This is a genomic window from Streptococcus sp. LQJ-218, from assembly GCF_003428885.1.
Taxonomy (GTDB): Bacteria; Bacillota; Bacilli; order Lactobacillales; family Streptococcaceae; genus Streptococcus.
This window is the reverse complement of the sequence record NZ_QQRU01000006.1, coordinates 86,380-106,769: the sequence shown is the minus strand read 5'-3', so window position 1 is coordinate 106,769 and position 20,390 is coordinate 86,380. Positions and strand designations below refer to the sequence as shown.

Sequence of the window (20,390 nt, the reverse complement as noted above, 5' to 3'; positions counted from 1 at the left end):
GATGGAAAGTTTACTTGTTCTATTATTGATTGCCAACCTAGCTGGCCTCTTTCTAATCTGGCAAAGGCAGGACAAGCAGGAGAAATATCTGACCAAGAGTTTAGAAGACCAGGCAGATCATCTGTCAGATCAGCTGGATTACCGCTTCGAACAAGCCAGACAAGCCAGCCAGTTAGACCAAAAAGATTTGGAAGTGGCTGTTAGTGACCGTTTGCAAGAAGTACGAATCGAATTGCACCAAGGCTTGACTCAAGTTCGTCAAGAAATGACAGATAATCTCTTGCAAACTAGGGATAAAACTGACCAACGTCTTCAGGCCTTGCAGGAATCAAACGAGCAACGCTTGGAACAGATGCGACAAACGGTTGAGGAAAAGTTAGAAAAGACCTTACAAACACGCTTGCAGGCCTCTTTTGAGACAGTTTCCAAGCAATTGGAGTCTGTTAATCGTGGTCTTGGAGAAATGCAGACAGTTGCCCGCGATGTCGGAGCCCTCAACAAGGTTCTCTCGGGGACTAAAACGCGAGGAATTCTGGGCGAATTACAACTGGGGCAAATCATCGAAGATATCATGACACCTGCCCAGTACGAACGAGAATACGCAACGGTTGAAAACTCTAGTGAACGAGTGGAGTATGCCATCAAGTTACCTGGACAAGGCGACCAAGAATACGTCTATCTACCAATTGACTCCAAGTTTCCGCTGACTGATTATTATCGCCTAGAAGAAGCCTATGAAGTGGGTGACAAGGACGAAATCGAACGCTGCCGTAAGTCGCTCCTAGCCAGCGTCAAGCGCTTTGCCAAGGATATCAAGAGCAAGTACATAGCGCCGCCTAGGACGACCAATTTTGGAATTTTGTTTGTTCCGACAGAAGGTCTCTATTCAGAAATCGTCCGCAATCCTGTCTTCTTTGATGATTTGAGAAGGGAGGAGCAGATTATTGTTGCAGGTCCAAGTACCCTATCAGCCCTTCTCAATTCTCTATCAGTTGGTTTCAAAACCCTCAATATTCAAAAGAGTGCCGACCATATCAGTAAGACCCTTGCTAGCGTTAAGACAGAGTTTGGCAAGTTTGGTGGTATTCTGGTCAAGGCACAAAAACATCTCCAACATGCCTCTGGCAATATTGATGAATTATTAAACCGTCGTACCACAGCTATCGAGCGGACGCTCCGTCACATTGAGTTATCAGAAGGTGAGCCTGCGCTTGATCTGCTGCAATTCCAAGAAAATGAGGAAGAATATGAAGATTAGTCACATGAAAAAAGATGAGCTATTTGAAGGCTTTTACCTAATCAAATCAGCTGACCTGAGGCAGACACGAGCTGGAAAAAACTACCTAGCCTTTACCTTTCAAGATGATAGTGGCGAGATTGAGGGGAAGCTATGGGATGCCCAACCTCATAACATTGAGGCCTTTACTGCAGGTAAGGTTGTCCACATGAAAGGACGCCGAGAAGTGTATAACAACACCCCTCAAGTCAACCAAATTACTCTCCGTCTGCCTCAACCTAGCGAACCCAATGACCCAGCTGATTTCAAGGTCAAGTCGCCAGTTGATGTCAAGGAAATTCGTGACTACATGTCGCAAATGATTTTTAAAATTGAAAATCCTGTCTGGCAACGGATCGTCCGAAATCTCTACACTAAATACGACAAGGAGTTTTACTCCTATCCAGCTGCCAAGACTAACCACCACGCCTTTGAAACAGGTTTGGCCTATCATACGGCAACCATGGTGCGTTTGGCAGATGCCATTAGTGAAATCTATCCTCAGCTCAATAAGAGTCTGCTCTATGCTGGGATTATGCTACATGACTTAGCTAAGGTTATTGAGTTGACAGGACCAGACCAGACTGAGTACACAGTACGAGGCAATCTACTTGGACATATCGCTCTCATTGATAGTGAAATTACTAAGACAGTGATGGAGCTCGGCATTGATGATAACAAGGAAGAAGTCGTTTTGCTTCGTCATGTCATCCTCAGTCACCACGGTTTACTTGAGTATGGAAGTCCAGTCCGTCCTCGTGTAATGGAAGCAGAGATTATCCATATGATTGACAATCTGGATGCTAGCATGATGATGATGACAACAGCTCTGGCTTTGGTAGATAAAGGAGAGATGACCAATAAAATCTTCGCTATGGACAATCGTTCCTTCTATAAACCAGATTTAGATTAATAATTTAAGAAAAACGAGCATTTTTTAGGATAAGAATGTTCGTTTTTTTATGTAAATATGGTATAATAGATAAAATATCAAAATTAAATGAAATGGGAAATAGAAATGAAATTAAGAAGAAGTGATCGGATGGTTGTCATTTCCAACTATTTGATTAATAATCCTTATAAACTAACTAGTCTCAATACTTTTGCTGAAAAGTATGAATCTGCTAAATCATCCATCTCAGAGGATATCGTTATTATCAAACGTGCCTTTGAGGAAATTGAGATCGGCCATATTCAGACAGTAACTGGTGCTGGTGGTGGTGTCATTTTCACACCATCAATCTCAAGCCATGATGCCAAGGAAATGGTTGAGGACTTGCGTGCCAAGTTGTCAGAAAGTGATCGTATCTTGCCAGGTGGCTACATCTACCTATCTGATTTGCTTAGTACACCAGCCATTTTGAAAAATATTGGTCGCATTATTGCCAAGAGCTTTATGGACCAAAAAATTGATGCGGTTATGACCGTAGCGACCAAAGGTGTTCCACTTGCAAATGCAGTTGCCAATGTTCTCAATGTTCCTTTTGTTATTGTTCGTCGTGATTTGAAAATTACTGAAGGTTCAACTGTTAGCGTCAACTATGTTTCAGGTTCAAGTGGTGATCGTATTGAGAAAATGTTCCTTTCAAAACGTAGTCTCAAGGCTGGTAGCCGCGTCTTGATTGTGGATGATTTCTTGAAGGGTGGCGGAACTGTCAATGGGATGATCAGTCTCTTGCGCGAGTTCGATTCAGAACTGGCAGGTGTGGCGGTCTTTGCGGATAACGCCCAAGAAGAACGTGAAAAGCAGTTTGACTACAAGTCACTCTTGAAGGTAACCAATATTGATGTCAAGAATCAAACTATCGATGTTGAGGTTGGTAATATCTTTGACGAAGAAAAATAAAAGATAGAATTAAAGGTTGGAACGATTGTCCCAGCCTTTCTTTGCAAATAGAATAGAAGGAAGCGTATGAAAATACCATTTATCGAAAGAGAAGACTTAGAAGCGATTGTTTCCGAGTTTCCGACTCCCTTTCACTTATATGACGAGAAGGGGATCCGCGAGAAGGCAAGGGCCGTCAATCAAGCCTTTTCGTGGAACAAGGGCTTTAAAGAATACTTTGCAGTTAAGGCTACTCCAACACCAGCCATTTTAAAAATTCTCCAAGAGGAAGGCTGCGGTGTGGACTGCTCTAGTTATGTAGAGCTCTTGATGAGTCATAAGCTTGAGTTTTCAGGGGCGGATATGATGTTCTCATCTAACAATACTCCAGATAGAGAGTATGCTTATGCGCGTGAATTGGGTGCGACTATTAACTTGGATGCCTTTGAAGATATTGAACATCTAGAACGTGCAGCAGGCATTCCAGAAATCATCTCATGTCGTTACAATCCTGGAGGCGTTTTTGAGCTAGGAACAGATATTATGGACAATCCTGGAGAAGCCAAGTTTGGCATGACCAAGGACCAGCTCTTTGAAGCTTTTGCCATCTTGAAGGAAAAAGGATCCAAGACTTTTGGGATTCACTCCTTCCTAGCATCCAATACCGTGACCCATCTCTATTATCCAGAGTTGGCTCGTCAGCTTTTTGAATTGGCTGTTGAAATCAAGGAAAAGTTGGGCATTTGGCTAGACTTTATCAATCTTTCTGGCGGTATTGGTGTCAATTATCGTCCAGACCAGGAACCAAATGATATTGCCTTGATTGGTGAAGGAGTTCGTAAGGTGTATGAAGAGGTCCTTACGCCAGCAGGTCTTGGTCAGGTTAAGATTTTCACCGAATTGGGTCGTTTTATGTTGGCACCTCACGGTGCTTTGGTCACAAGAGTCACTCATAAGAAGGAAACCTACCGTACCTATCTAGGTGTGGATGCATCAGCAGTCAACCTTATGCGTCCAGCTATGTACGGAGCTTATCATCATATTACTAACGTGACCCATCCAGATGGACCAACTGAAGTGGTAGATGTGGTTGGTTCACTCTGTGAAAACAATGATAAATTTGCAGTGAATCGCGAACTGCCTCATACAGAAATCGGTGATTTGCTGGTAATTCATGATACAGGTGCCCACGGTTTTTCAATGGGCTACCAGTACAACGCCAAACTTCGTTCTGCAGAAATCCTCTATACCAAAGAAGGTAAAGCCCGTCAAATCCGCCGTGCAGAGCGCCCTGAGGACTACTTTGCAACCTTGTATGGCTTTGATTTTGAAGAATAAAATGATAAGTAATTGAAAATGAAATTGAAAAACAGATTGCTTTCTAAAAAATAGGCAAAAATCTTGTTTTTCTTTCAAGTCGTGATATAATAAAACTATAAAACGTTTTCAAGGAAGGTAACGATATGTCTGAAGAAACAATTGATTATGGACAAGTGACAGGAATGGTGCATTCGACAGAAAGCTTTGGGTCAGTAGATGGGCCTGGCATTCGTTTTATTGTCTTTTTGCAGGGCTGTCACATGCGTTGCCAGTATTGCCACAACCCGGACACTTGGGCTATGGAGTCTAATAAATCACGTGAACGGACGGTAGATGATGTCTTGACAGAGGCTCTTCGCTACCGCGGTTTCTGGGGAAATAAGGGTGGGATTACAGTCAGTGGAGGAGAAGCCCTCTTGCAGATTGATTTCCTAATCGCCCTCTTTACCAAGGCCAAGGAAAAAGGAATCCACTGTACCTTGGATACCTGTGCCCTTCCATTCCGTAATAAACCACGTTACCTTGAGAAATTTGACAAACTCATGGCTGTCACTGACTTGGTCCTCTTGGATATCAAGGAAATAAACGAAGAACAGCACAAGATTGTCACTAGCCAAACCAATAAAAATATCTTGGCTTGTGCTAAGTATCTATCAGATATTGGAAAACCTGTCTAGATTCGCCACGTGCTAGTTCCAGGATTGACAGATAGAGATGATGACTTGATTGAACTTGGGAAGTTCGTCAAGACCCTCAAAAATGTGGATAAGTTTGAGATTCTACCTTATCACACCATGGGTGAGTTCAAATGGCGTGAATTGGGAATTCCTTATTCGCTCGAAGGGGTCAAACCACCAACAGCAGACCGCGTGAAAAACGCTAAAAAACTCATGGATACCGAAAGTTATCAAGACTATATGAAACGTGTACATGGATAAAAAGAAGCCTGATGGAAACATCGGGCTTTTAAGTTTATACAAATATATATAATTAAATAAAACAAAATTTTATACTCTTCGAAAATCTCTTCAAACCACGTCAGCGTCGCCTTACCGTACTCAAGTACAGCTTGCGGCTAGCTTCCTAGTTTGCTCTTTGATTTTCATTGAGTATTAAATCTTTTGACTCTTGAAATTCTGAAAAAAATCCGAAAATGAATATGTAAGATATAGTTACTTTTAGAAATATTAAATAGAATAGGAGAACATCTATGGAACAAAGTATTACTATTAAAAATTTATGTAAGTCATATGGGCAAACTCAAATTTTAAAAGATATTTCTTTTGAAGCAAAAGCAGGTAGAGTGACTGCTTTCCTAGGTCCAAATGGAGCTGGAAAAAGTTCAACCTTACGTATTTTATTAGGATTAGACAAAGCAACATCTGGTCTTACCAAAATTGGAGATCAGACTTATAAGGAATTAAAATTTCCTCTAAAGACTGTAGGAGCTTCATTTGACAGTGTAGGAGCTCCTGACGATAGGACTGTTTATCAACATTTGAAAATTGTTGCTGCTAGTAATGGGATATCCAGTCAGCGAATTGAACAAGTCTTGGATATGGTGGATATTAGCCATAAGAAAAAATCTAAAATTGGGAAATTATCATTAGGAGAAGGACAACGATTAGGAATTGCAACAGCTCTATTAGGAAATCCTCAATATCTGATATTGGATGAACCGACTAATGGGTTGGATCCAAGAGGAATTCGGTGGTTTAGAGAGTTTATAAAAAAACAAGCTCAAGAAGGGAAGACTGTCTTGCTATCATCTCATATATTATCGGAAGTGGAGGCAGTAACAGATGATGTAGTTATCATAAATAAAGGAAAAGTTCTTATAAAAGGGACTTTACAAGAAGTGATGAAAAATCTTTCCTCACTAGAAGAAGTCTTCTTTAATTTAACAGAGGGAGGAAAGTGACATGGCACTTATTTACTCTCTTCATTCTGAAATATTGAAATTACTTTATAGGAGAGCTACTCATGTTGTATTATTCTTGATACTGGTATTTCAAACGTTTTTAGCAAATATTGGTGCTTCTCAAATTGTTTCAGTTGGTATTCATGCTACACCAGAGACAAATCCAGAATTAGCAGAAGCTATACCTCCTATTGAATTTTTAGGTTTTGATGTCACTTTATTTGGTGTTTTTATTATGATTATCCTAGGCTCAATTTACGGAGCCGAGGAGTATAAATGCTCTGCTATTCGTACAAGCCTCCTCTCTATTACAAATCGAATTACTTTCCTAGTTTCAAAAACATTAGTTTGGCTTGTATTTTCTTTTTTCATTTCCTTTCTATCAATATTCCTTACGATTAACATGACACATTATGTTTTAGAACAAGATGGCTTATTGCTTTTTTCACTAAATGGAACAGTTTGGTTCTATATATTTTTAGCCAGTATAGCTTGGACTTTGTTGGGACTTCTAGCCTATATTATGGCTTTGACATTTAAAACAGCCATTGTTCCTCTATTATTTTTGCTTCCCCAAGTCTACAATTTAGGAACATTCTTAGCAAACTATATATCAGTTGCAAAATTTCTTCCAGTTGCATTGGGGCAAGGATTGATTGCTACATCTCCTCAAATTTTAGAACATAATAGTTTACAAAATATTTTATTGTTACTTTGTTGGAACTTCTCATTCTTGGCTTTAGCAATTTACCGCTTACTTAAGTCAGATATTGGAGGAGGTGAATAAGTTGAAAGAGCAACTTAAAAGTGAGTATCTCAAGTTTACTATGAATCCTTGGCACTGGTTGATTATAGGTGCTCTATTACTGTGTGTTCCGGCGATGGTTGTTTTTTTAAATAGTAAGCCAGACCAGTTGACTCTACAGTTTGTTTTGGAACAGCTACTGCAAAGTCTCTATTTAGGACAGGCAGGTTTCGTTAGTCTAGCGGTTCTATTTATAGGTCAAGAATTTACAGGTTCTAGCCTTCGTACCAGTTTTCTTACATGTCCAAATCGTTTGAAATTTATAATCTGTAAACTAGCTATTTTATTATGTATGGAAATTGTATTATTGGTCGCTGTAATATCATTATGTATACTAATCGCCCAAGGATACTACAATATTAATCTTTTGAGCAATATTAAACATGTTCTAACAATTCTATTTCCAGCTTGTATTTCTATTCTAACCTTCGCTCTTTTAAGTGGTATTTTTGTATTTATTTCCCAGTCTTTTATCTTAATTTTGGGAATAAGTTTATCCCTTTTGTTGGGGTTAGGACAAATGTTACTACAATTCAGTTCTTTGTTTAGAAATTTACCATTACTAGCTAGTATGAATTGTTTTTATACCTATCCATTGTCTCTTTATTATCCAGTGTGGCAAGGCTTAGGGATACAAATAGTTTGGTTATTAATTGTTTTTCTATTTGCTACATTGATACTTATAGGAAAAAATGTACGCTAAAGACAGGGGTTATCCTGTCTTTTTCTCAGTTAGTGCTATAATATATTCAGGAGGGTGAGTTATGGCTTATAAAATTTTGGTGGTAGATGATGATCTTGCTATTCTTCGCCTAATAAAAAAAGTACTAGAATATGAAAAATATGAAGTAGTCATACGAAATAAGATAGAAGAGATTGATCTTTGTGATTTTACAGGCTTTGACTTGATTTTATTAGATATTATGATGCCTGTTAGTGGTTTAGAAATCTGTCAGATGATTCGCGAGCAGATAACTGTTCCTATCTGTTTTATAACTGCTAAGGATATGGATGAAGATTTAGTAGCTGGAATTAATGCAGGTGCTGATGATTATATTATGAAGCCCTTTAGTATGCAAGAATTGTTAGCACGTGTTAAAATGCACTTACGTCGTGAAGAACGGATTAAAGGATATGTTCATCAAATAAAGATTGGGAAGCTTATACTATATACGGATAGTAAGGAACTATTTGTAAACGATGATAAGATTGCTCTGACAAGGAGGGAATTTGACATAGTGAATCTTTTGGCAAGCAACCCAAGTAAAATGTATTCTATTGAGGAAATTTATAATTATCTATATCCACAAAGTTCAGAAGCGCTTTTACGTTCGGTTTCAGAGTACATTTATCAAATTCGTCAAAAGCTGAAACCTTATCAATTAAATCCAATTAAAACCTTGTACGGTGGAGGATATCAATGGGTAGAATCAAAAGTTTTAGACAATTAATTCGAGAAACCTGTTGGAGAATTATTTGGCAGTTTAGTCTTGGCTTACTAATGGCCTATCTTATTCCCTTAGCTTCAGTATCTATACAAATAAATGAAGATGGGAAACCTCTAAACAATAGTGGTGTTCTATCAATCTTTTTTAATGTGTCATCATGGATATATATTTGCGTTTTATTGATTATTCTAATAAGTTATCACATTGGAAAATTGTTGAAAAAACTGAGTTATGAAATGACTTTGATTTATGAAAATAGTATATGGTTGGAGAGGGAATGTACAGACAGTTTAACGGTTAAAGAATTTCGCGAGACAGGAAATCGGATTATTGTGATGCAAGATAGAATTCGACAATTAATAGTTGATGAGAAACAGCAGAAGGAAGATTTAATATTTCAGGTTTCAGCAGCTTCTCATGATTTAAAGACTCCCTTAACCATTATTAGGGGAAATGTGGAATTTTTACAGGCGATAACTGAAAACGATCAATCTCAAGAATGCTTAGCAGATATAGGAAGAGCTAGTCAACAGTTACTAGATTATTTCAATCAATTGATTCACTACTCTAAAACCTATTATGATGATGAGACAGGTTGGACGGAGTATTCCTCTTCAGATTTTATCAATGAATTAGAGAAAGAAGTCTCTTTTTTGATAAAAGATCAGATGAAGTTTTCTTTTGAACAAAATGTGAAAGGAACTGGGAACTATTATATAAATCCATCTCTTCTGATTCGTGCAATACAAAATATTTTAACAAATGCTCTGGAGTATGCAGATAAACAGAATCCTAAAATTAAAATTAGGGTAGAGCAAGAGGAGAAAGAATTGAAAATAGGTATATGGAATAATGGCTCTGAATTTCCAGATGAAGTTTTAACTAATTTTGGGAAGCTCTTTTATCGTACGGATAAAGCTAGATCGGTTAAAGAGCAACATTATGGTATTGGACTTAGTTTTGTATGTAGAGTTGCAAAACTACACAAAGGCCGAGTTGAGCTTAGAAATAGAGACGAGGGAGCAGAAGTTTTAATAGCTGTGAATTGTATTAAATCATAGTGATTTACTTACTAATTTGTTATCATAGGATTTAAATAAATTTAAGATGTGAAAGTAGATAATAAAAAAGAATGAATGATATCTAGTTGATGAAAACTATTTATCATTCATTCTTTTTTTAATTATTGGATAATTTACATAGCTTTATCTCGAACGTTGTTTTCCAGCGTTGCGATTTTTGTGTTTTTTCTTGCTTGTGATAGCAGTTGGTTGCTCAGGTGTAACGTCTTTTCGTCCGCTTGGTGTAGAGAAAGCACGTGCTTTTGGTGGGTTCTTTGCCAATTCTTCACGGACTTTTTTGCGAAGTTTTGGACGAACGATATAGTTGACGATAAACTGTTGGAGAATCATCATGAAACCACCGACAACCCAGTAAAGTGTGACACTAGCTGGTGAGAAGAGGGAGAAGACGACGATCATGAGTGGGCTCATGTAAATCATTTTCTTGATTTGTTCTCTTTGCATTTCATCTTCTACTCCGTGAAGTGAAAGGAGCGATTGAAGATAGTAAAGAATACCAGCGCAGGCAACCAAAATCATACTTGGAGAACCTAGAGGAATGCCTAGGTAGCTTGCTTGAGCAACACCTTCAGTATGTTGGGCAGCAAAGTAGATGGCTGAGAAGAAAGGCATTTGAATGAGGATAGGGAAACATCCTACACCACCAAACATGCTGATGCCGTGCTCTTTTTGAGCAGCAAAGAGAGCTTGTTGGGCTTCGAGTTTTTCTTCTTGAGTAGTCGCTTCCTTGAGACGTGTTTGGTGTGGTTCAAGGACGTGCTTGAGGGCGTTCATCTTTTCAGAGTGAAGTGTCGCCTTCCATGATTGGTAGATACCAAGTGGCAGAATAATCAAGCGCACGATAATGGTTACGATGATAATAGCGACACCAAAGCCTAGACCTTTATCAGTAGCGAAGTACTTGATAGCTTCAGCCATAGGCGCTCCAATCGTATTCCAAATAAATCCTGTTGGCTGGCCTGTCGCTTTGTCTACTTGGACACAGCCTGTCAATACGAGCAACATAGCCACTCCCATAGCTGAGAGTGCAAAACGTTTAATAGATTTCACTGTTTTTATTCCTTCTTTAAAAATTATACCTTTCTATTCTACTGTTTTTTTGTAAAATATACAATAGTTCTAGAGACCTAATTTGCGATTTTAAAGTCAGGGTAAGGAGGAAAGTTGCTTAGTTCGACATCTAAGTAGCTGACTTTTGAAAAAGGTGTCGGCCCTTTTCGGATTTCTTGGATAAATTTTGCCATGGTAGCAGATGAGTCTGCTTGGGCTAATATTTCCACTGTGCCATCGTCGTTATTCCATACTCGGCCAGTGATGCCACCAATTTCAAGCGCTAAGCTATAGACACCCCAACGAAAGCCGACTCCCTGCACCCTACCTTGGGCAATCATTCTAACCTTTTGCATACCAAACCTCCTTGATTGTGTTATAATGTTTCTATGACTATTATAACCTCAAAAGCCAATTCTGTGGTAAAAAATGCCAAGAAATTACACCAAAAAAAATACCGCAAGTCTGCTTATTTGATTGAAGGATGGCACTTGTTTGAAGAAGCTGTTCAAGCTGGGATGACGATTGAGAAAATCTTTGCCTTAGAAAATTACCGAGATCAGTTAGCCGCTTTTCCGCAAACTGTCTGGGTTTCAGAGGATATTTTGCTAGATTTGGCAGATTCTCAGACTCCACAGGGAATTGTTGCGCTGGTTCAAAAAGAAGAAGTAGGACAAGTTGATTTTAGTCAGGGAAAGTTCTTATTTTTGGAAGATGTGCAAGATCCTGGTAATGTAGGAACCATCATTCGGACTGCGGATGCAGCAGGTTTTACTGGAGTAATTGTTTCAGATAAGTCGGCAGATATCTATAGTCTCAAGACCCTACGTTCCATGCAAGGCAGTCATTTTCATCTGCCTATTTATAGGATGTCTAGTCAAGCGCTTCTTAAGGAAGCCAAAGAGGCAGCTATCCCTGTGCTGGCAACAACTCTATCTAAAGATTCTGTTGATTACAGAGAACTGCCTCCTATAGAAAATTTTGTACTAGTCATGGGAAATGAGGGTCAAGGAATTAGTCCTCTCATGGCTGAAAGTGCAGACCAGTTGGTCCACATTAGTATGAAGGGGCAGGCGGAGAGTTTGAATGTTGCCGTTGCAGCCGGCATTTTAATTTTTCATTTAAGCTAATTTTAACTTTCTTTGTTATAATCAAGGAAAGATATTCATAGAAAAGGAGAAAATATGAATCACACTATTATTCACGACCGCGCAGGTCTCAATCAATTTTATGCTAAGGTTTATGCCTTTGTTGGTCTTGGAATCGGGCTATCCGCTTTAGTATCAGGCCTTATGTTGACGGTCTTTCAGTCTCAGTTAGTTTATTTTTTGATGCAGGGGCGTCTCTGGCTGACCATTGCTACTTTTGCAGAGCTAGCTCTGGTTTTCGTTGCCAGCAGTATGGCTTCAAAGAATAGTCCAGCGGCTCTTCCAGTATTTTTACTTTACTCAGTATTAAACGGCTTTACCCTTAGTTTTGTGGTGGCCTTCTATACTCCAGGGACAGTTTTATCTGCCTTTGTATCGAGTGCCCTTCTCTTTTTTGTCATGGCGGCAGTCGGTATGTTCACTAAGAAAGATTTGAGTGGGATTGGTCGAGCGATGATGGCAGCCCTCATCGGTTTGATTATTGCTATGATAGTCAATATTTTCTTGGCTAGCGGTTTCTTTGATTATATGATTAGTGTAGCCATGGTCTTGGTCTTCTCTGGGTTGATTGCTTGGGATAACCAAAAAATTCGCTATGTCTATGAACAATCACAAGGCCGCGTAGCGACAGGTTGGGTTGTGTCAATGGCTCTCAGTATCTATCTTGATTTTATCAATCTTTTCCTAAGTATTCTACGTATCTTTGGTCGCAATGACTAGAAAGTCCCTAACATCAGTGTTCGAAGGAGCACTGGTTTTTTCGTATTCGCTCTTTCCTTTTCTTGGAAATAGGTGTATAATGCTTTTAACTAATTTTTGAGGAGTAGTTTATGAAGAAAAGTTTTATTCATCAACAAGAAGAGATTTCCTTTGTCAAAAACACTTTTACCCAGTATTTGAAAGATAAGTTAGAAGTTGTCGAAGTTCAAGGTCCCATCTTGAGCAGGGTCGGCGACGGGATGCAGGATAACTTATCAGGTGTGGAGAATGCCGTATCGGTCAAGGTTCTCCAAATCCCTGATGCTACTTATGAAGTTGTGCACTCCCTTGCCAAATGGAAACGCCATACCTTGGCTCGTTTTGGTTTCGGTGAAGGTGAAGGGCTTTTTGTCCACATGAAGGCCCTTCGTCCAGACGAAGATTCGCTGGATGCGACTCACTCTGTTTATGTTGACCAGTGGGACTGGGAGAAAGTTATCCCAAATGGTAAACGGAATATCGCTTATCTAAAAGAAACAGTCGAGAAGATTTACAAGGCTATTCGTCTTACTGAGCTAGCTGTTGAAGCCCGTTATGACATCGAATCGATCTTGCCAAAACAAATCACCTTTATCCACACAGAAGAGTTGGTAGAACGCTACCCAGACTTGACACCAAAAGAGCGTGAAAATGCTATCTGTAAAGAATTTGGTGCTGTTTTTTTGATTGGTATCGGTGGGGAATTACCAGACGGTAAACCACATGATGGACGGGCACCAGATTATGATGACTGGACAAGCGAATCTGAAAATGGCTACAAGGGTCTAAATGGCGATATTCTTGTCTGGAATGAGTCTCTGGGTGGAGCCTTTGAGTTGTCTTCTATGGGAATCCGTGTTGATGAAGAAACGCTTCGCCGTCAGGTTGCCATCACAGGTGATGAAGACCGCTTGGAATTGGAATGGCACAAGGCTCTATTGAATGGCCTATTCCCATTTACAATCGGTGGAGGAATTGGACAATCTCGGATGGCTATGTTCCTACTTCGCAAGAAACACATCGGAGAAGTACAAACAAGTGTTTGGCCTCAAGAAGTGAGAAATACTTACGAAAATATTTTGTAAAGAATCGAACCGCAAGGTTCGGTTTTCTTTCTCTTTTCGCTCATAATTTGGTATAATAAACGGTATGAAAATCGTATCAGGAATCTATGGGGGACGTCCCCTCAAGACACTAGAAGGCAAGACGACAAGACCTACTTCGGATAAGGTTAGGGGAGCTATCTTTAACATGATAGGTCCCTACTTTGAAGGTGGAAGAGTCTTGGACCTGTATGCAGGTAGTGGTGGTTTATCTATCGAGGCAGTCTCACGTGGCATGTCCAGCGCTGTTTTGGTGGAGCGAGACCGTAAGGCTCAGACCATCGTGGCTGAAAATATTCAGATGACCAAGGAAGTTGGAAAATTTCAACTTCTCAAAATGGATGCAGAGAGAGCATTGGAACAAATATCTGGGAAATTTGACCTCATTTTCTTAGACCCTCCTTATGCCAAGGAACAAATCGTAGCAGATATTGAAAAAATGGCTGAGAGAGAGCTTTTTTCTGAAGATGTCATGGTCGTGTGTGAGACGGATAAGACGGTTGAACTTCCAGAAGAAATTGCCTGTCTGGGTATCTGGAAGGAAAAGAGTTATGGAATTAGTAAGGTGACAGTCTATGTCAGATAAGATTGGATTATTCACAGGCTCATTTGATCCGATGACAAATGGGCATCTGGATATGATTGAGCGGGCGAGCAGACTTTTTGATAAGCTTTATGTGGGTATTTTTTTTAATCCTCACAAACAAGGGTTTCTCCCTATCGAAAATCGTAAACGGGGGGTAGAAAAAGCTGTGAAACATTTGGAAAATGTTGAAGTTGTGTCTTCTCATGATGAATTGGTAGTTGATGTTGCAAAAAGACTGGGGGTTGCTTTCCTAGTGCGAGGCTTGAGAAATGCGTCAGATTTGCAATATGAAGCCAGTTTTGATTACTACAACCATCAGCTGTCTCCTGGTATAGAAACCATTTATTTACATAGCAGACCGGAGCATCTCTATATCAGTTCATCAGGCGTGAGAGAGCTTTTGAAGTTTGGTCAGGATGTTGCCTGCTATGTTCCTGAGAGTATTTTGGAGGAAATAAGAAATGAAAAAAAAGATTAGATGGCCCTTATATGTTATTGCGGCCTTGATTGTGACTTTCTTGGCGTTTGTAGTGCCCTTGCCCTACTACATAGAGGTTCCAGGTGGTTCGGAAGATATTCGCCAAGTCCTTAAAGTCAATGACACAGAAGATAAGGAAGCAGGTGCCTATCAATTCGTTACAGTTGGTGTCCAACACGCTACTTTAGCCCATATGATTTATGCTTGGTTGACGCCTTTTACAGATATTCGTAGTGCCCAGGAGACTACAGGTGGTTCTTCTGATGTAGAATTTATGCGGATCAATCAATTTTACATGCAAACATCACAAAACATGGCTAAGTATCAAGGGCTAAAAACAGCTGGTAAGGATATTGAACTCAAATACCTTGGGGTTTATGTCTTGACTGTGACGGATAATTCGACCTTTAAAGGGATTCTTAACATCTCTGATACCGTCACAGCAGTCAATGATCAGACCTTTGATAGTTCCAAAGACTTGATTGATTACGTCAATTCTCAAAAGCTAGGAGACTCAGTTAAAGTGACCTATGAAGAGGATGGGCAAACCAAGTCTGCAGAAGGAAAGATTATCACCTTGGAAAATGGCAAAAATGGAATTGGAATCGGTTTGATTGACCGTACGGAAGTGACCAGTGATGTCCCAATTCGCTTTTCAACAGCTGGTATCGGCGGTCCAAGTGCAGGTCTCATGTTTAGTCTGGCCATCTATACCCAAATAGCTGACCCTGGCCTTCGTAATGGTCGTATCGTTGCTGGTACAGGTACCATTGACCGTGATGGGAATGTGGGGGACATTGGAGGTATTGATAAGAAAGTTGTAGCTTCGGCTAGAGAAGGTGTCGCGATTTTCTTTGCCCCGGATAACCCTGTTAGCGAAGAAGAACAAAAAGCACATCCTGATGCGAAAAACAACTACCAAACAGCCCTGGAAGCAGCTAAAACAATCAAGACAGATATGAAAATCGTGCCCGTTAAAACCCTACAAGATGCAATTGATTACTTGAAAAACAATCCCTAGATTTTGAGGGGAATTTCCAAACTAGCGCGTAAACAGAGAAGATGGTATAATAGTCAAATGGTTCAATTATTATTCACTCTAAGCAGTCATATACTCTTTATTTATGTGAGTTTTTACCTTTTAAAGGATCTTGTTAGATGGGAAAAGGTTTTAAAAGTGACAACTGAGAATACAGGAAAAGTTCGTTTACTAGTAGCCTTTTTCAGCATTGTAATGGGCTACATCATGAGTTCTTTCTTTATCAGCCTGTATCAGTTGTGGCAAGAAGCACTTAGAGGACTATTATAAAATCAAGAGTAAAGGAAATAAGTATGGAAAAAATTGTGGTTCAAGGTGGCGATAATCGTCTGGTAGGAAGTGTTACGATCGAGGGGGCAAAGAATGCAGTCTTGCCCTTGTTAGCAGCGACTATTCTAGCAAGTGAAGGAAAGACTGTTTTGCAGAACGTTCCTATCTTGTCAGATGTTTTCACTATGAATCAGGTGGTTCGTGGTTTGAATGCCAAGGTGGATTTTAATGAAGAAGCTCATCTTGTTGAGGTGGACGCGACTGGCGATATCACTGAGGAAGCTCCTTATAAGTATGTCAGCAAGATGCGTGCATCCATCGTTGTCTTGGGGCCAATCCTTGCTCGTGTAGGTCATGCTAAGGTATCCATGCCAGGCGGTTGTACGATTGGTAGCCGTCCTATTGATCTGCATTTGAAAGGTCTAGAAGCTATGGGAGCTAAGATTAGCCAGACAGCTGGTTATATCGAAGCCAAGGCTGACCGCTTGCAAGGCGCTCTTATATATATGGATTTCCCAAGTGTTGGTGCTACACAAAACTTAATGATGGCGGCGACTCTGGCTGATGGTGTGACAGTGATTGAGAATGCTGCGCGTGAGCCTGAGATTGTTGACCTAGCCATTCTTCTCAATGAAATGGGAGCTAAGGTTAAGGGTGCTGGTACAGAGACTATTACCATTACCGGTGTTGAGAAACTTCATGGTACGACTCACAATGTAGTCCAAGACCGTATCGAAGCAGGAACCTTTATGGTAGCTGCTGCCATGACTGGTGGTGATGTCTTGATTAAAGACGCTGTCTGGGAGCACAACCGTCCCTTGATTGCCAAATTGCTTGAAATGGGAGTGGAAGTGACAGAGGAGACTGAAGGGATTCGAGTTCGCTCTCAACTAGAAAATCTAAAAGCCGTCCATGTGAAAACCTTGCCCCACCCAGGATTTCCAACAGATATGCAGGCTCAATTTACAGCCTTGATGACCGTTGCAAAAGGGGAATCAACTATGGTGGAGACAGTTTTCGAGAATCGTTTCCAACATCTAGAAGAAATGCGCCGCATGGGCTTGCATTCTGAGATTATCCGTGATACAGCTCGTATTGTTGGTGGACAGCCTCTCCAGGGAGCAGAAGTTCTTTCAACTGACCTTCGTGCCAGCGCAGCTTTGATTTTGACAGGTTTGGTAGCACAGGGAGAAACTGTGGTCGGTAAATTGATTCACTTGGATAGAGGTTACTACCGATTCCATGAGAAGTTAGCACAGTTAGGTGCTAAGATTCAGCGGATTGAGGTAAGTGATGAAGATGAATAAGAAATCAAGCTACGTAATCAAGCGTTTACTTCTAGTCATTTTGGTACTGTTTTTAGGTGCTCTAGCTCTAGGAATTGGCTTAATGGTGGGTTATGGAATCTTGGGCAAGGGGCAAGATCCATGGGCTATCTTGTCTCCAGCAAAATGGCAGGAATTAATCCATAAATTTACAGGAAATTAGGCTGGCTTTCCAGCCTTTTTCTAAAGGAAGGGAGAAATATGGATAAAAAAACAAGACAGGCACTGATCGGACTGCTAGTGTTATTACTTTTATCTGCGGGGAGCTACTATATCCAGCAGATGCAGTTGATACCAAATAGTCCCCAAACCAAAGTTAGTCAGAAAAAACAGGCTTCTGAAGCTCCAAGTCAAGCATTGGCAGAAAGTGTCTTAACAGACGCAGTCAAAAGCCAAATAAAAGGGAGTCTTGAGTGGAATGGATCAGGTGCTTTTATCGTCAATGGCAATAAAACAAATCTAGATGCCAAGGTTTCAAGTAAGCCCTACGCTGATAATAAAACAAAGACAGTCGGCAAAGAAATAGTGCCAACTGTAGCAAATGCCCTCTTGTCTAAGTCTACTCGCCAGTACAAGAATCGTGAAGAAACTGGGAATGGTTCGACTTCTTGGACTCCTCCAGGCTGGCATCAGGTCAAGAATCTAAAGGGATCTTATACCCATGCGGTTGATAGAGGTCACTTGTTAGGATATGCCTTAATCGGTGGCTTGGATGGTTTTGATGCCTCGACAAGCAATCCTAAAAATATTGCTGTTCAGACAGCCTGGGCAAATCAGGCACAGGCAGAGGATTCGACTGGTCAAAACTACTATGAAAGCATGGTGCGTAAAGCCTTGGACCAAAACAAGCGTGTCCGCTACCGTGTAACCCTCTATTACGCTTCAAAAGAGGACTTAGTTCCTTCAGCTTCACAGATTGAAGCCAAGTCTTCAGACGGGGAATTGGAATTTAATGTCCTAGTTCCCAATGTTCAAAAGGGGCTTCAACTGGATTACCGAACTGGAGAAGTGACTGTTACTCAGTAAAATACAAAAACAACTCCTATATCACTTGTGGATATAGGAGTTGTTTTTACTAGTTTAAGTAGGGCTACAATAGACACTAATACTCATTGAAAATCAAAGTGCAAACTAGGAAGTTAGCCGCAGGTTGCTCAAAGCACAGCTTTGAGGTTGCAGATAAAGCTGACGTGGTTTAAAGAGATTTTCGAAGAGTATGAGAAAAAATAATATGTACTGGACTATATTTTGTGATATAATAAAGGATAAGATACTATTTTAGGAGAAGAACTATGGAAGACCCAAGTAGTCAGAATTTGTTGCTACAATTTGTTTTATTGTTTATCTTGACAGTGTTAAATGCTTTTTTCTCAGCCACAGAAATGGCTATGGTTTCTCTTAACCGTTCGCGAGTTGAACAAAAGGCAGAAGAGGGAGATAGACGCTATATCCGTCTGCAGAAAGTACTAGAAAATCCTAACCATTTTTTATCAACCATTCAAGTAGGAATTACCCTGATTACGATCTTATCAGGGGCAAGTTTAGCTGATACTCTAGGACGTATGATTGCATCTTGGCTTGGAAATGGCGAAACAGCTAATGCTGTCGCAAGTTTCCTATCTTTAGCATTTTTGACTTATATTTCCATCGTTTTTGGGGAATTGTATCCTAAGAGAATCGCTCTTAACCTAAAGGATGCCTTGGCGATTCGAACAGCACCGATTATCATTGGGTTAGGAAAACTAGTGAGTCCCTTTGTTTGGTTTTTGTCTGCTTCAACCAATTTCTTAAGCCATTTGACACCTATGTCATTCGATGATGTGGACGAAAAAATGACCCGTGATGAAATTGCCTATATGTTGACCAATAGTGAGGAAACCCTAGATGCTGATGAAATTGAGATGTTACAGGGAATCTTTTCACTGGACGAATTAATGGCCAGAGAAGTCATGGTTCCTCGAACGGATGCCTTTATGGTAGATATTCAGGATGATAGTCAAACCATTATCCAAAGTATCTTGAAACAGAACTTTTCTCGTATTCCTGTTTATGATGGTGACAAGGACAATGTCATTGGTTTGGTTCACACCAAGAGTCTTCTCCAGGCAGCCTTTGTAGATGGTTTTGATAACATCGTATGGAAAAAAATTTTACAAGATCCACTTTTTGTTCCTGAAACTATTTTTGTGGATGACTTGTTAAAAGAATTGCGCAATACCCAAAGACAAATGGCAATTTTGCTAGATGAATACGGTGGGATGGCTGGTTTGGTGACCTTAGAAGACCTCTTAGAGGAGATTGTCGGAGAGATTGACGACGAAACCGACCGTGCTGAAGTTTATGTTCATACTATTGGTGAGAATACCTACATCGTTCAAGGTACCATGAATCTCAATGACTTTAATGACTACTTTAATGTTGAACTGGAAAGTGATGACGTTGATACCATCGCTGGTTATTATTTGACAGGAGTTGGAACTATTCCAACGACTGAGAAACTTAGCTATGAATTGGAAAGTGCAAACAAACACATTACATTAATCAATGATAAAGTTAAAAATGGGCGTGTGACTAAAGTCAAGGTTCAAATTACAGAAATTGAATTAGAAGAAGAAACAGAGTAAACAAAAGACTTTTGTCACCATGCGTGACAAAAGTCTTTTTCAGCTTCAAAAGTTCTTTAAGGACTTTATAACAACGAATACGAGAAACTAGAGCTTATTTTAGTTACCTTCATATAGAAATCGTATTCTGGGAAAAAGTCTGTCCCAATTCATTCACCAAAGTTTTTATTTATCGGAAGAAAAACAAAAAGCCCGTAAACTAGAGCTTTCTTTTCGTTGAATTCCTATAAACTAGGTAAAATAAGGCGGTAGACGGATTTGAACCGACGATCAAGCTTTTGCAGAGCCGTGCCTTACCACTTGGCTATACCGCCTTAACGTTTATTATTATACCTTGAAAATGATTTTCAGT

The 20,390-nt window shown here is 40.0% G+C and carries 22 protein-coding genes, 1 tRNA gene and 1 pseudogene; 21 read left to right on the top strand and 3 right to left on the bottom strand.

The features are described from left to right. Window position 1: 1 nt before the first annotated feature. The 10 genes and pseudogenes from D2908_RS06605 (at window position 2) to D2908_RS06560 (ending at window position 9,656) form a co-directional block, all read left to right on the top strand. Window positions 2–1,258 (top strand): DNA recombination protein RmuC, encoded by a 1,257-nt coding sequence (locus D2908_RS06605; protein ID WP_117305808.1) that lies wholly within the window; start codon window positions 2–4, stop codon window positions 1,256–1,258. Beyond that, window positions 1,248–2,189: a 3'-5' exoribonuclease YhaM family protein gene (locus tag D2908_RS06600; protein ID WP_117305807.1), complete on the top strand. Its 942-nt coding sequence runs from the start codon at window positions 1,248–1,250 to the stop codon at window positions 2,187–2,189. The genes D2908_RS06605 and D2908_RS06600 overlap by 11 nt, the downstream gene beginning before the upstream one ends. 105 nt (window positions 2,190–2,294) lie before the next feature. Continuing rightward, a complete protein-coding gene (gene purR, locus D2908_RS06595) occupies window positions 2,295–3,122 on the top strand; it encodes a pur operon repressor (RefSeq protein ID WP_117305805.1) in 828 nt (275 codons plus the stop codon). Between the two features lie 66 nt (window positions 3,123–3,188). Next, complete coding sequence (locus D2908_RS06590) at window positions 3,189–4,439, top strand: diaminopimelate decarboxylase (protein ID WP_117305803.1); 1,251 nt, start codon at window positions 3,189–3,191, stop codon at window positions 4,437–4,439. Window positions 4,440–4,564: 125 nt separating this feature from the next. Next, window positions 4,565–5,359, top strand: a pseudogene (pflA, locus tag D2908_RS06585) (pyruvate formate-lyase-activating protein). A 272-nt stretch (window positions 5,360–5,631) separates the two neighbouring features. After that, a complete protein-coding gene (locus tag D2908_RS06580) occupies window positions 5,632–6,342 on the top strand; it encodes an ATP-binding cassette domain-containing protein (RefSeq protein WP_049551412.1) in 711 nt (236 codons plus the stop codon). A 1-nt stretch (window position 6,343) separates the two neighbouring features. Beyond that, complete coding sequence (locus D2908_RS06575; protein ID WP_117305801.1) at window positions 6,344–7,129, top strand: ABC transporter permease; 786 nt, start codon at window positions 6,344–6,346, stop codon at window positions 7,127–7,129. A gap of 1 nt (window position 7,130) precedes the next feature. Next, window positions 7,131–7,850, top strand: coding sequence for an ABC transporter permease (locus D2908_RS06570; protein ID WP_117305800.1), 720 nt, complete (start codon window positions 7,131–7,133; stop codon window positions 7,848–7,850). 61 nt (window positions 7,851–7,911) lie between these two features. Then, the gene (locus tag D2908_RS06565; protein ID WP_117305797.1) at window positions 7,912–8,598 is read left to right on the top strand and encodes a response regulator transcription factor; all 687 of its coding nucleotides are present in this window, start codon (window positions 7,912–7,914) and stop codon (window positions 8,596–8,598) included. Next, complete coding sequence (locus tag D2908_RS06560) at window positions 8,568–9,656, top strand: HAMP domain-containing sensor histidine kinase (RefSeq protein WP_117305795.1); 1,089 nt, start codon at window positions 8,568–8,570, stop codon at window positions 9,654–9,656. The genes D2908_RS06565 and D2908_RS06560 overlap by 31 nt, the downstream gene beginning before the upstream one ends. A gap of 144 nt (window positions 9,657–9,800) precedes the next feature. Here the strand turns inward: D2908_RS06560 and yidC are convergent, their stop codons facing one another. Beyond that, the gene (yidC, locus tag D2908_RS06555; protein ID WP_117305793.1) at window positions 9,801–10,727 is read right to left on the bottom strand and encodes a membrane protein insertase YidC; all 927 of its coding nucleotides are present in this window, start codon (window positions 10,725–10,727) and stop codon (window positions 9,801–9,803) included. Window positions 10,728–10,804: 77 nt separating this feature from the next. Beyond that, window positions 10,805–11,083 carry an acylphosphatase gene (locus D2908_RS06550; RefSeq protein WP_049496243.1) on the bottom strand — a complete coding sequence of 93 codons (279 nt, stop codon included), beginning with the start codon at window positions 11,081–11,083 and terminating at the stop codon, window positions 10,805–10,807. A 33-nt stretch (window positions 11,084–11,116) separates the two neighbouring features. On the opposite strand from D2908_RS06550, the gene D2908_RS06545 reads away from it, so the two are divergent. From D2908_RS06545 to D2908_RS06495, 11 genes are all read left to right on the top strand, one after another. Continuing rightward, entirely contained in the window at window positions 11,117–11,857 is a 741-nt protein-coding gene (locus D2908_RS06545) for an RNA methyltransferase (protein ID WP_117305791.1), read from the top strand. Window positions 11,858–11,911: 54 nt separating this feature from the next. Then, window positions 11,912–12,595 carry a Bax inhibitor-1/YccA family protein gene (locus D2908_RS06540; RefSeq protein WP_117305789.1) on the top strand — a complete coding sequence of 228 codons (684 nt, stop codon included), beginning with the start codon at window positions 11,912–11,914 and terminating at the stop codon, window positions 12,593–12,595. Window positions 12,596–12,705: 110 nt separating this feature from the next. Then, the gene (gene asnA, locus D2908_RS06535; protein WP_117305787.1) at window positions 12,706–13,698 is read left to right on the top strand and encodes an aspartate--ammonia ligase; all 993 of its coding nucleotides are present in this window, start codon (window positions 12,706–12,708) and stop codon (window positions 13,696–13,698) included. 64 nt (window positions 13,699–13,762) lie between these two features. Beyond that, window positions 13,763–14,302, top strand: a complete 540-nt coding sequence (rsmD, locus tag D2908_RS06530; RefSeq protein WP_117305785.1) for a 16S rRNA (guanine(966)-N(2))-methyltransferase RsmD — start codon at window positions 13,763–13,765, stop codon at window positions 14,300–14,302. Then, window positions 14,292–14,780 carry a pantetheine-phosphate adenylyltransferase gene (gene coaD, locus D2908_RS06525; RefSeq protein ID WP_117305783.1) on the top strand — a complete coding sequence of 163 codons (489 nt, stop codon included), beginning with the start codon at window positions 14,292–14,294 and terminating at the stop codon, window positions 14,778–14,780. Before rsmD ends, coaD begins: the two co-directional genes overlap by 11 nt. Continuing rightward, window positions 14,764–15,801 (top strand): SepM family pheromone-processing serine protease, encoded by a 1,038-nt coding sequence (locus D2908_RS06520; protein WP_117305781.1) that lies wholly within the window; start codon window positions 14,764–14,766, stop codon window positions 15,799–15,801. Before coaD ends, D2908_RS06520 begins: the two co-directional genes overlap by 17 nt. A gap of 57 nt (window positions 15,802–15,858) precedes the next feature. Beyond that, the gene (locus tag D2908_RS06515; protein WP_117305779.1) at window positions 15,859–16,089 is read left to right on the top strand and encodes a DUF1146 family protein; all 231 of its coding nucleotides are present in this window, start codon (window positions 15,859–15,861) and stop codon (window positions 16,087–16,089) included. A gap of 23 nt (window positions 16,090–16,112) precedes the next feature. Beyond that, the gene (gene murA, locus D2908_RS06510; RefSeq protein WP_117305777.1) at window positions 16,113–17,396 is read left to right on the top strand and encodes a UDP-N-acetylglucosamine 1-carboxyvinyltransferase; all 1,284 of its coding nucleotides are present in this window, start codon (window positions 16,113–16,115) and stop codon (window positions 17,394–17,396) included. Continuing rightward, entirely contained in the window at window positions 17,389–17,577 is a 189-nt protein-coding gene (locus tag D2908_RS06505) for a DNA-directed RNA polymerase subunit beta (RefSeq protein ID WP_004241151.1), read from the top strand. Before murA ends, D2908_RS06505 begins: the two co-directional genes overlap by 8 nt. A gap of 38 nt (window positions 17,578–17,615) precedes the next feature. Further along, the gene (gene endA, locus D2908_RS06500) at window positions 17,616–18,440 is read left to right on the top strand and encodes a DNA-entry nuclease EndA (RefSeq protein WP_117305775.1); all 825 of its coding nucleotides are present in this window, start codon (window positions 17,616–17,618) and stop codon (window positions 18,438–18,440) included. A 266-nt stretch (window positions 18,441–18,706) separates the two neighbouring features. Further along, window positions 18,707–20,038: a hemolysin family protein gene (locus D2908_RS06495; RefSeq protein ID WP_117305773.1), complete on the top strand. Its 1,332-nt coding sequence runs from the start codon at window positions 18,707–18,709 to the stop codon at window positions 20,036–20,038. A 243-nt stretch (window positions 20,039–20,281) separates the two neighbouring features. Here the strand turns inward: D2908_RS06495 and D2908_RS06490 are convergent. Then, window positions 20,282–20,352, bottom strand: a tRNA-Cys gene (locus D2908_RS06490). Window positions 20,353–20,390 lie beyond the last annotated feature (38 nt).

What these genes read in the sequence shown, in the direction of transcription:
- D2908_RS06550 (WP_049496243.1), bottom strand. Translation starts at nt 11,083, where the DNA reads ATGCAAAAGGTTAGAATGATTGCCCAAGGTAGGGTGCAGGGAGTCGGC.
- D2908_RS06590 (WP_117305803.1), top strand. Translation starts at nt 3,189, where the DNA reads ATGAAAATACCATTTATCGAAAGAGAAGACTTAGAAGCGATTGTTTCC.
- D2908_RS06605 (WP_117305808.1), top strand. Translation starts at nt 2, where the DNA reads ATGGAAAGTTTACTTGTTCTATTATTGATTGCCAACCTAGCTGGCCTC.
- D2908_RS06520 (WP_117305781.1), top strand. Translation starts at nt 14,764, where the DNA reads ATGAAAAAAAAGATTAGATGGCCCTTATATGTTATTGCGGCCTTGATT.
- D2908_RS06565 (WP_117305797.1), top strand. Translation starts at nt 7,912, where the DNA reads ATGGCTTATAAAATTTTGGTGGTAGATGATGATCTTGCTATTCTTCGC.
- D2908_RS06600 (WP_117305807.1), top strand. Translation starts at nt 1,248, where the DNA reads ATGAAGATTAGTCACATGAAAAAAGATGAGCTATTTGAAGGCTTTTAC.
- asnA (WP_117305787.1), top strand. Translation starts at nt 12,706, where the DNA reads ATGAAGAAAAGTTTTATTCATCAACAAGAAGAGATTTCCTTTGTCAAA.
- endA (WP_117305775.1), top strand. Translation starts at nt 17,616, where the DNA reads ATGGATAAAAAAACAAGACAGGCACTGATCGGACTGCTAGTGTTATTA.
- D2908_RS06580 (WP_049551412.1), top strand. Translation starts at nt 5,632, where the DNA reads ATGGAACAAAGTATTACTATTAAAAATTTATGTAAGTCATATGGGCAA.
- rsmD (WP_117305785.1), top strand. Translation starts at nt 13,763, where the DNA reads ATGAAAATCGTATCAGGAATCTATGGGGGACGTCCCCTCAAGACACTA.
- D2908_RS06540 (WP_117305789.1), top strand. Translation starts at nt 11,912, where the DNA reads ATGAATCACACTATTATTCACGACCGCGCAGGTCTCAATCAATTTTAT.
- D2908_RS06505 (WP_004241151.1), top strand. Translation starts at nt 17,389, where the DNA reads ATGAATAAGAAATCAAGCTACGTAATCAAGCGTTTACTTCTAGTCATT.
- coaD (WP_117305783.1), top strand. Translation starts at nt 14,292, where the DNA reads ATGTCAGATAAGATTGGATTATTCACAGGCTCATTTGATCCGATGACA.
- D2908_RS06575 (WP_117305801.1), top strand. Translation starts at nt 6,344, where the DNA reads ATGGCACTTATTTACTCTCTTCATTCTGAAATATTGAAATTACTTTAT.
- purR (WP_117305805.1), top strand. Translation starts at nt 2,295, where the DNA reads ATGAAATTAAGAAGAAGTGATCGGATGGTTGTCATTTCCAACTATTTG.
- D2908_RS06515 (WP_117305779.1), top strand. Translation starts at nt 15,859, where the DNA reads ATGGTTCAATTATTATTCACTCTAAGCAGTCATATACTCTTTATTTAT.
- D2908_RS06560 (WP_117305795.1), top strand. Translation starts at nt 8,568, where the DNA reads ATGGGTAGAATCAAAAGTTTTAGACAATTAATTCGAGAAACCTGTTGG.
- murA (WP_117305777.1), top strand. Translation starts at nt 16,113, where the DNA reads ATGGAAAAAATTGTGGTTCAAGGTGGCGATAATCGTCTGGTAGGAAGT.
- D2908_RS06495 (WP_117305773.1), top strand. Translation starts at nt 18,707, where the DNA reads ATGGAAGACCCAAGTAGTCAGAATTTGTTGCTACAATTTGTTTTATTG.
- D2908_RS06545 (WP_117305791.1), top strand. Translation starts at nt 11,117, where the DNA reads ATGACTATTATAACCTCAAAAGCCAATTCTGTGGTAAAAAATGCCAAG.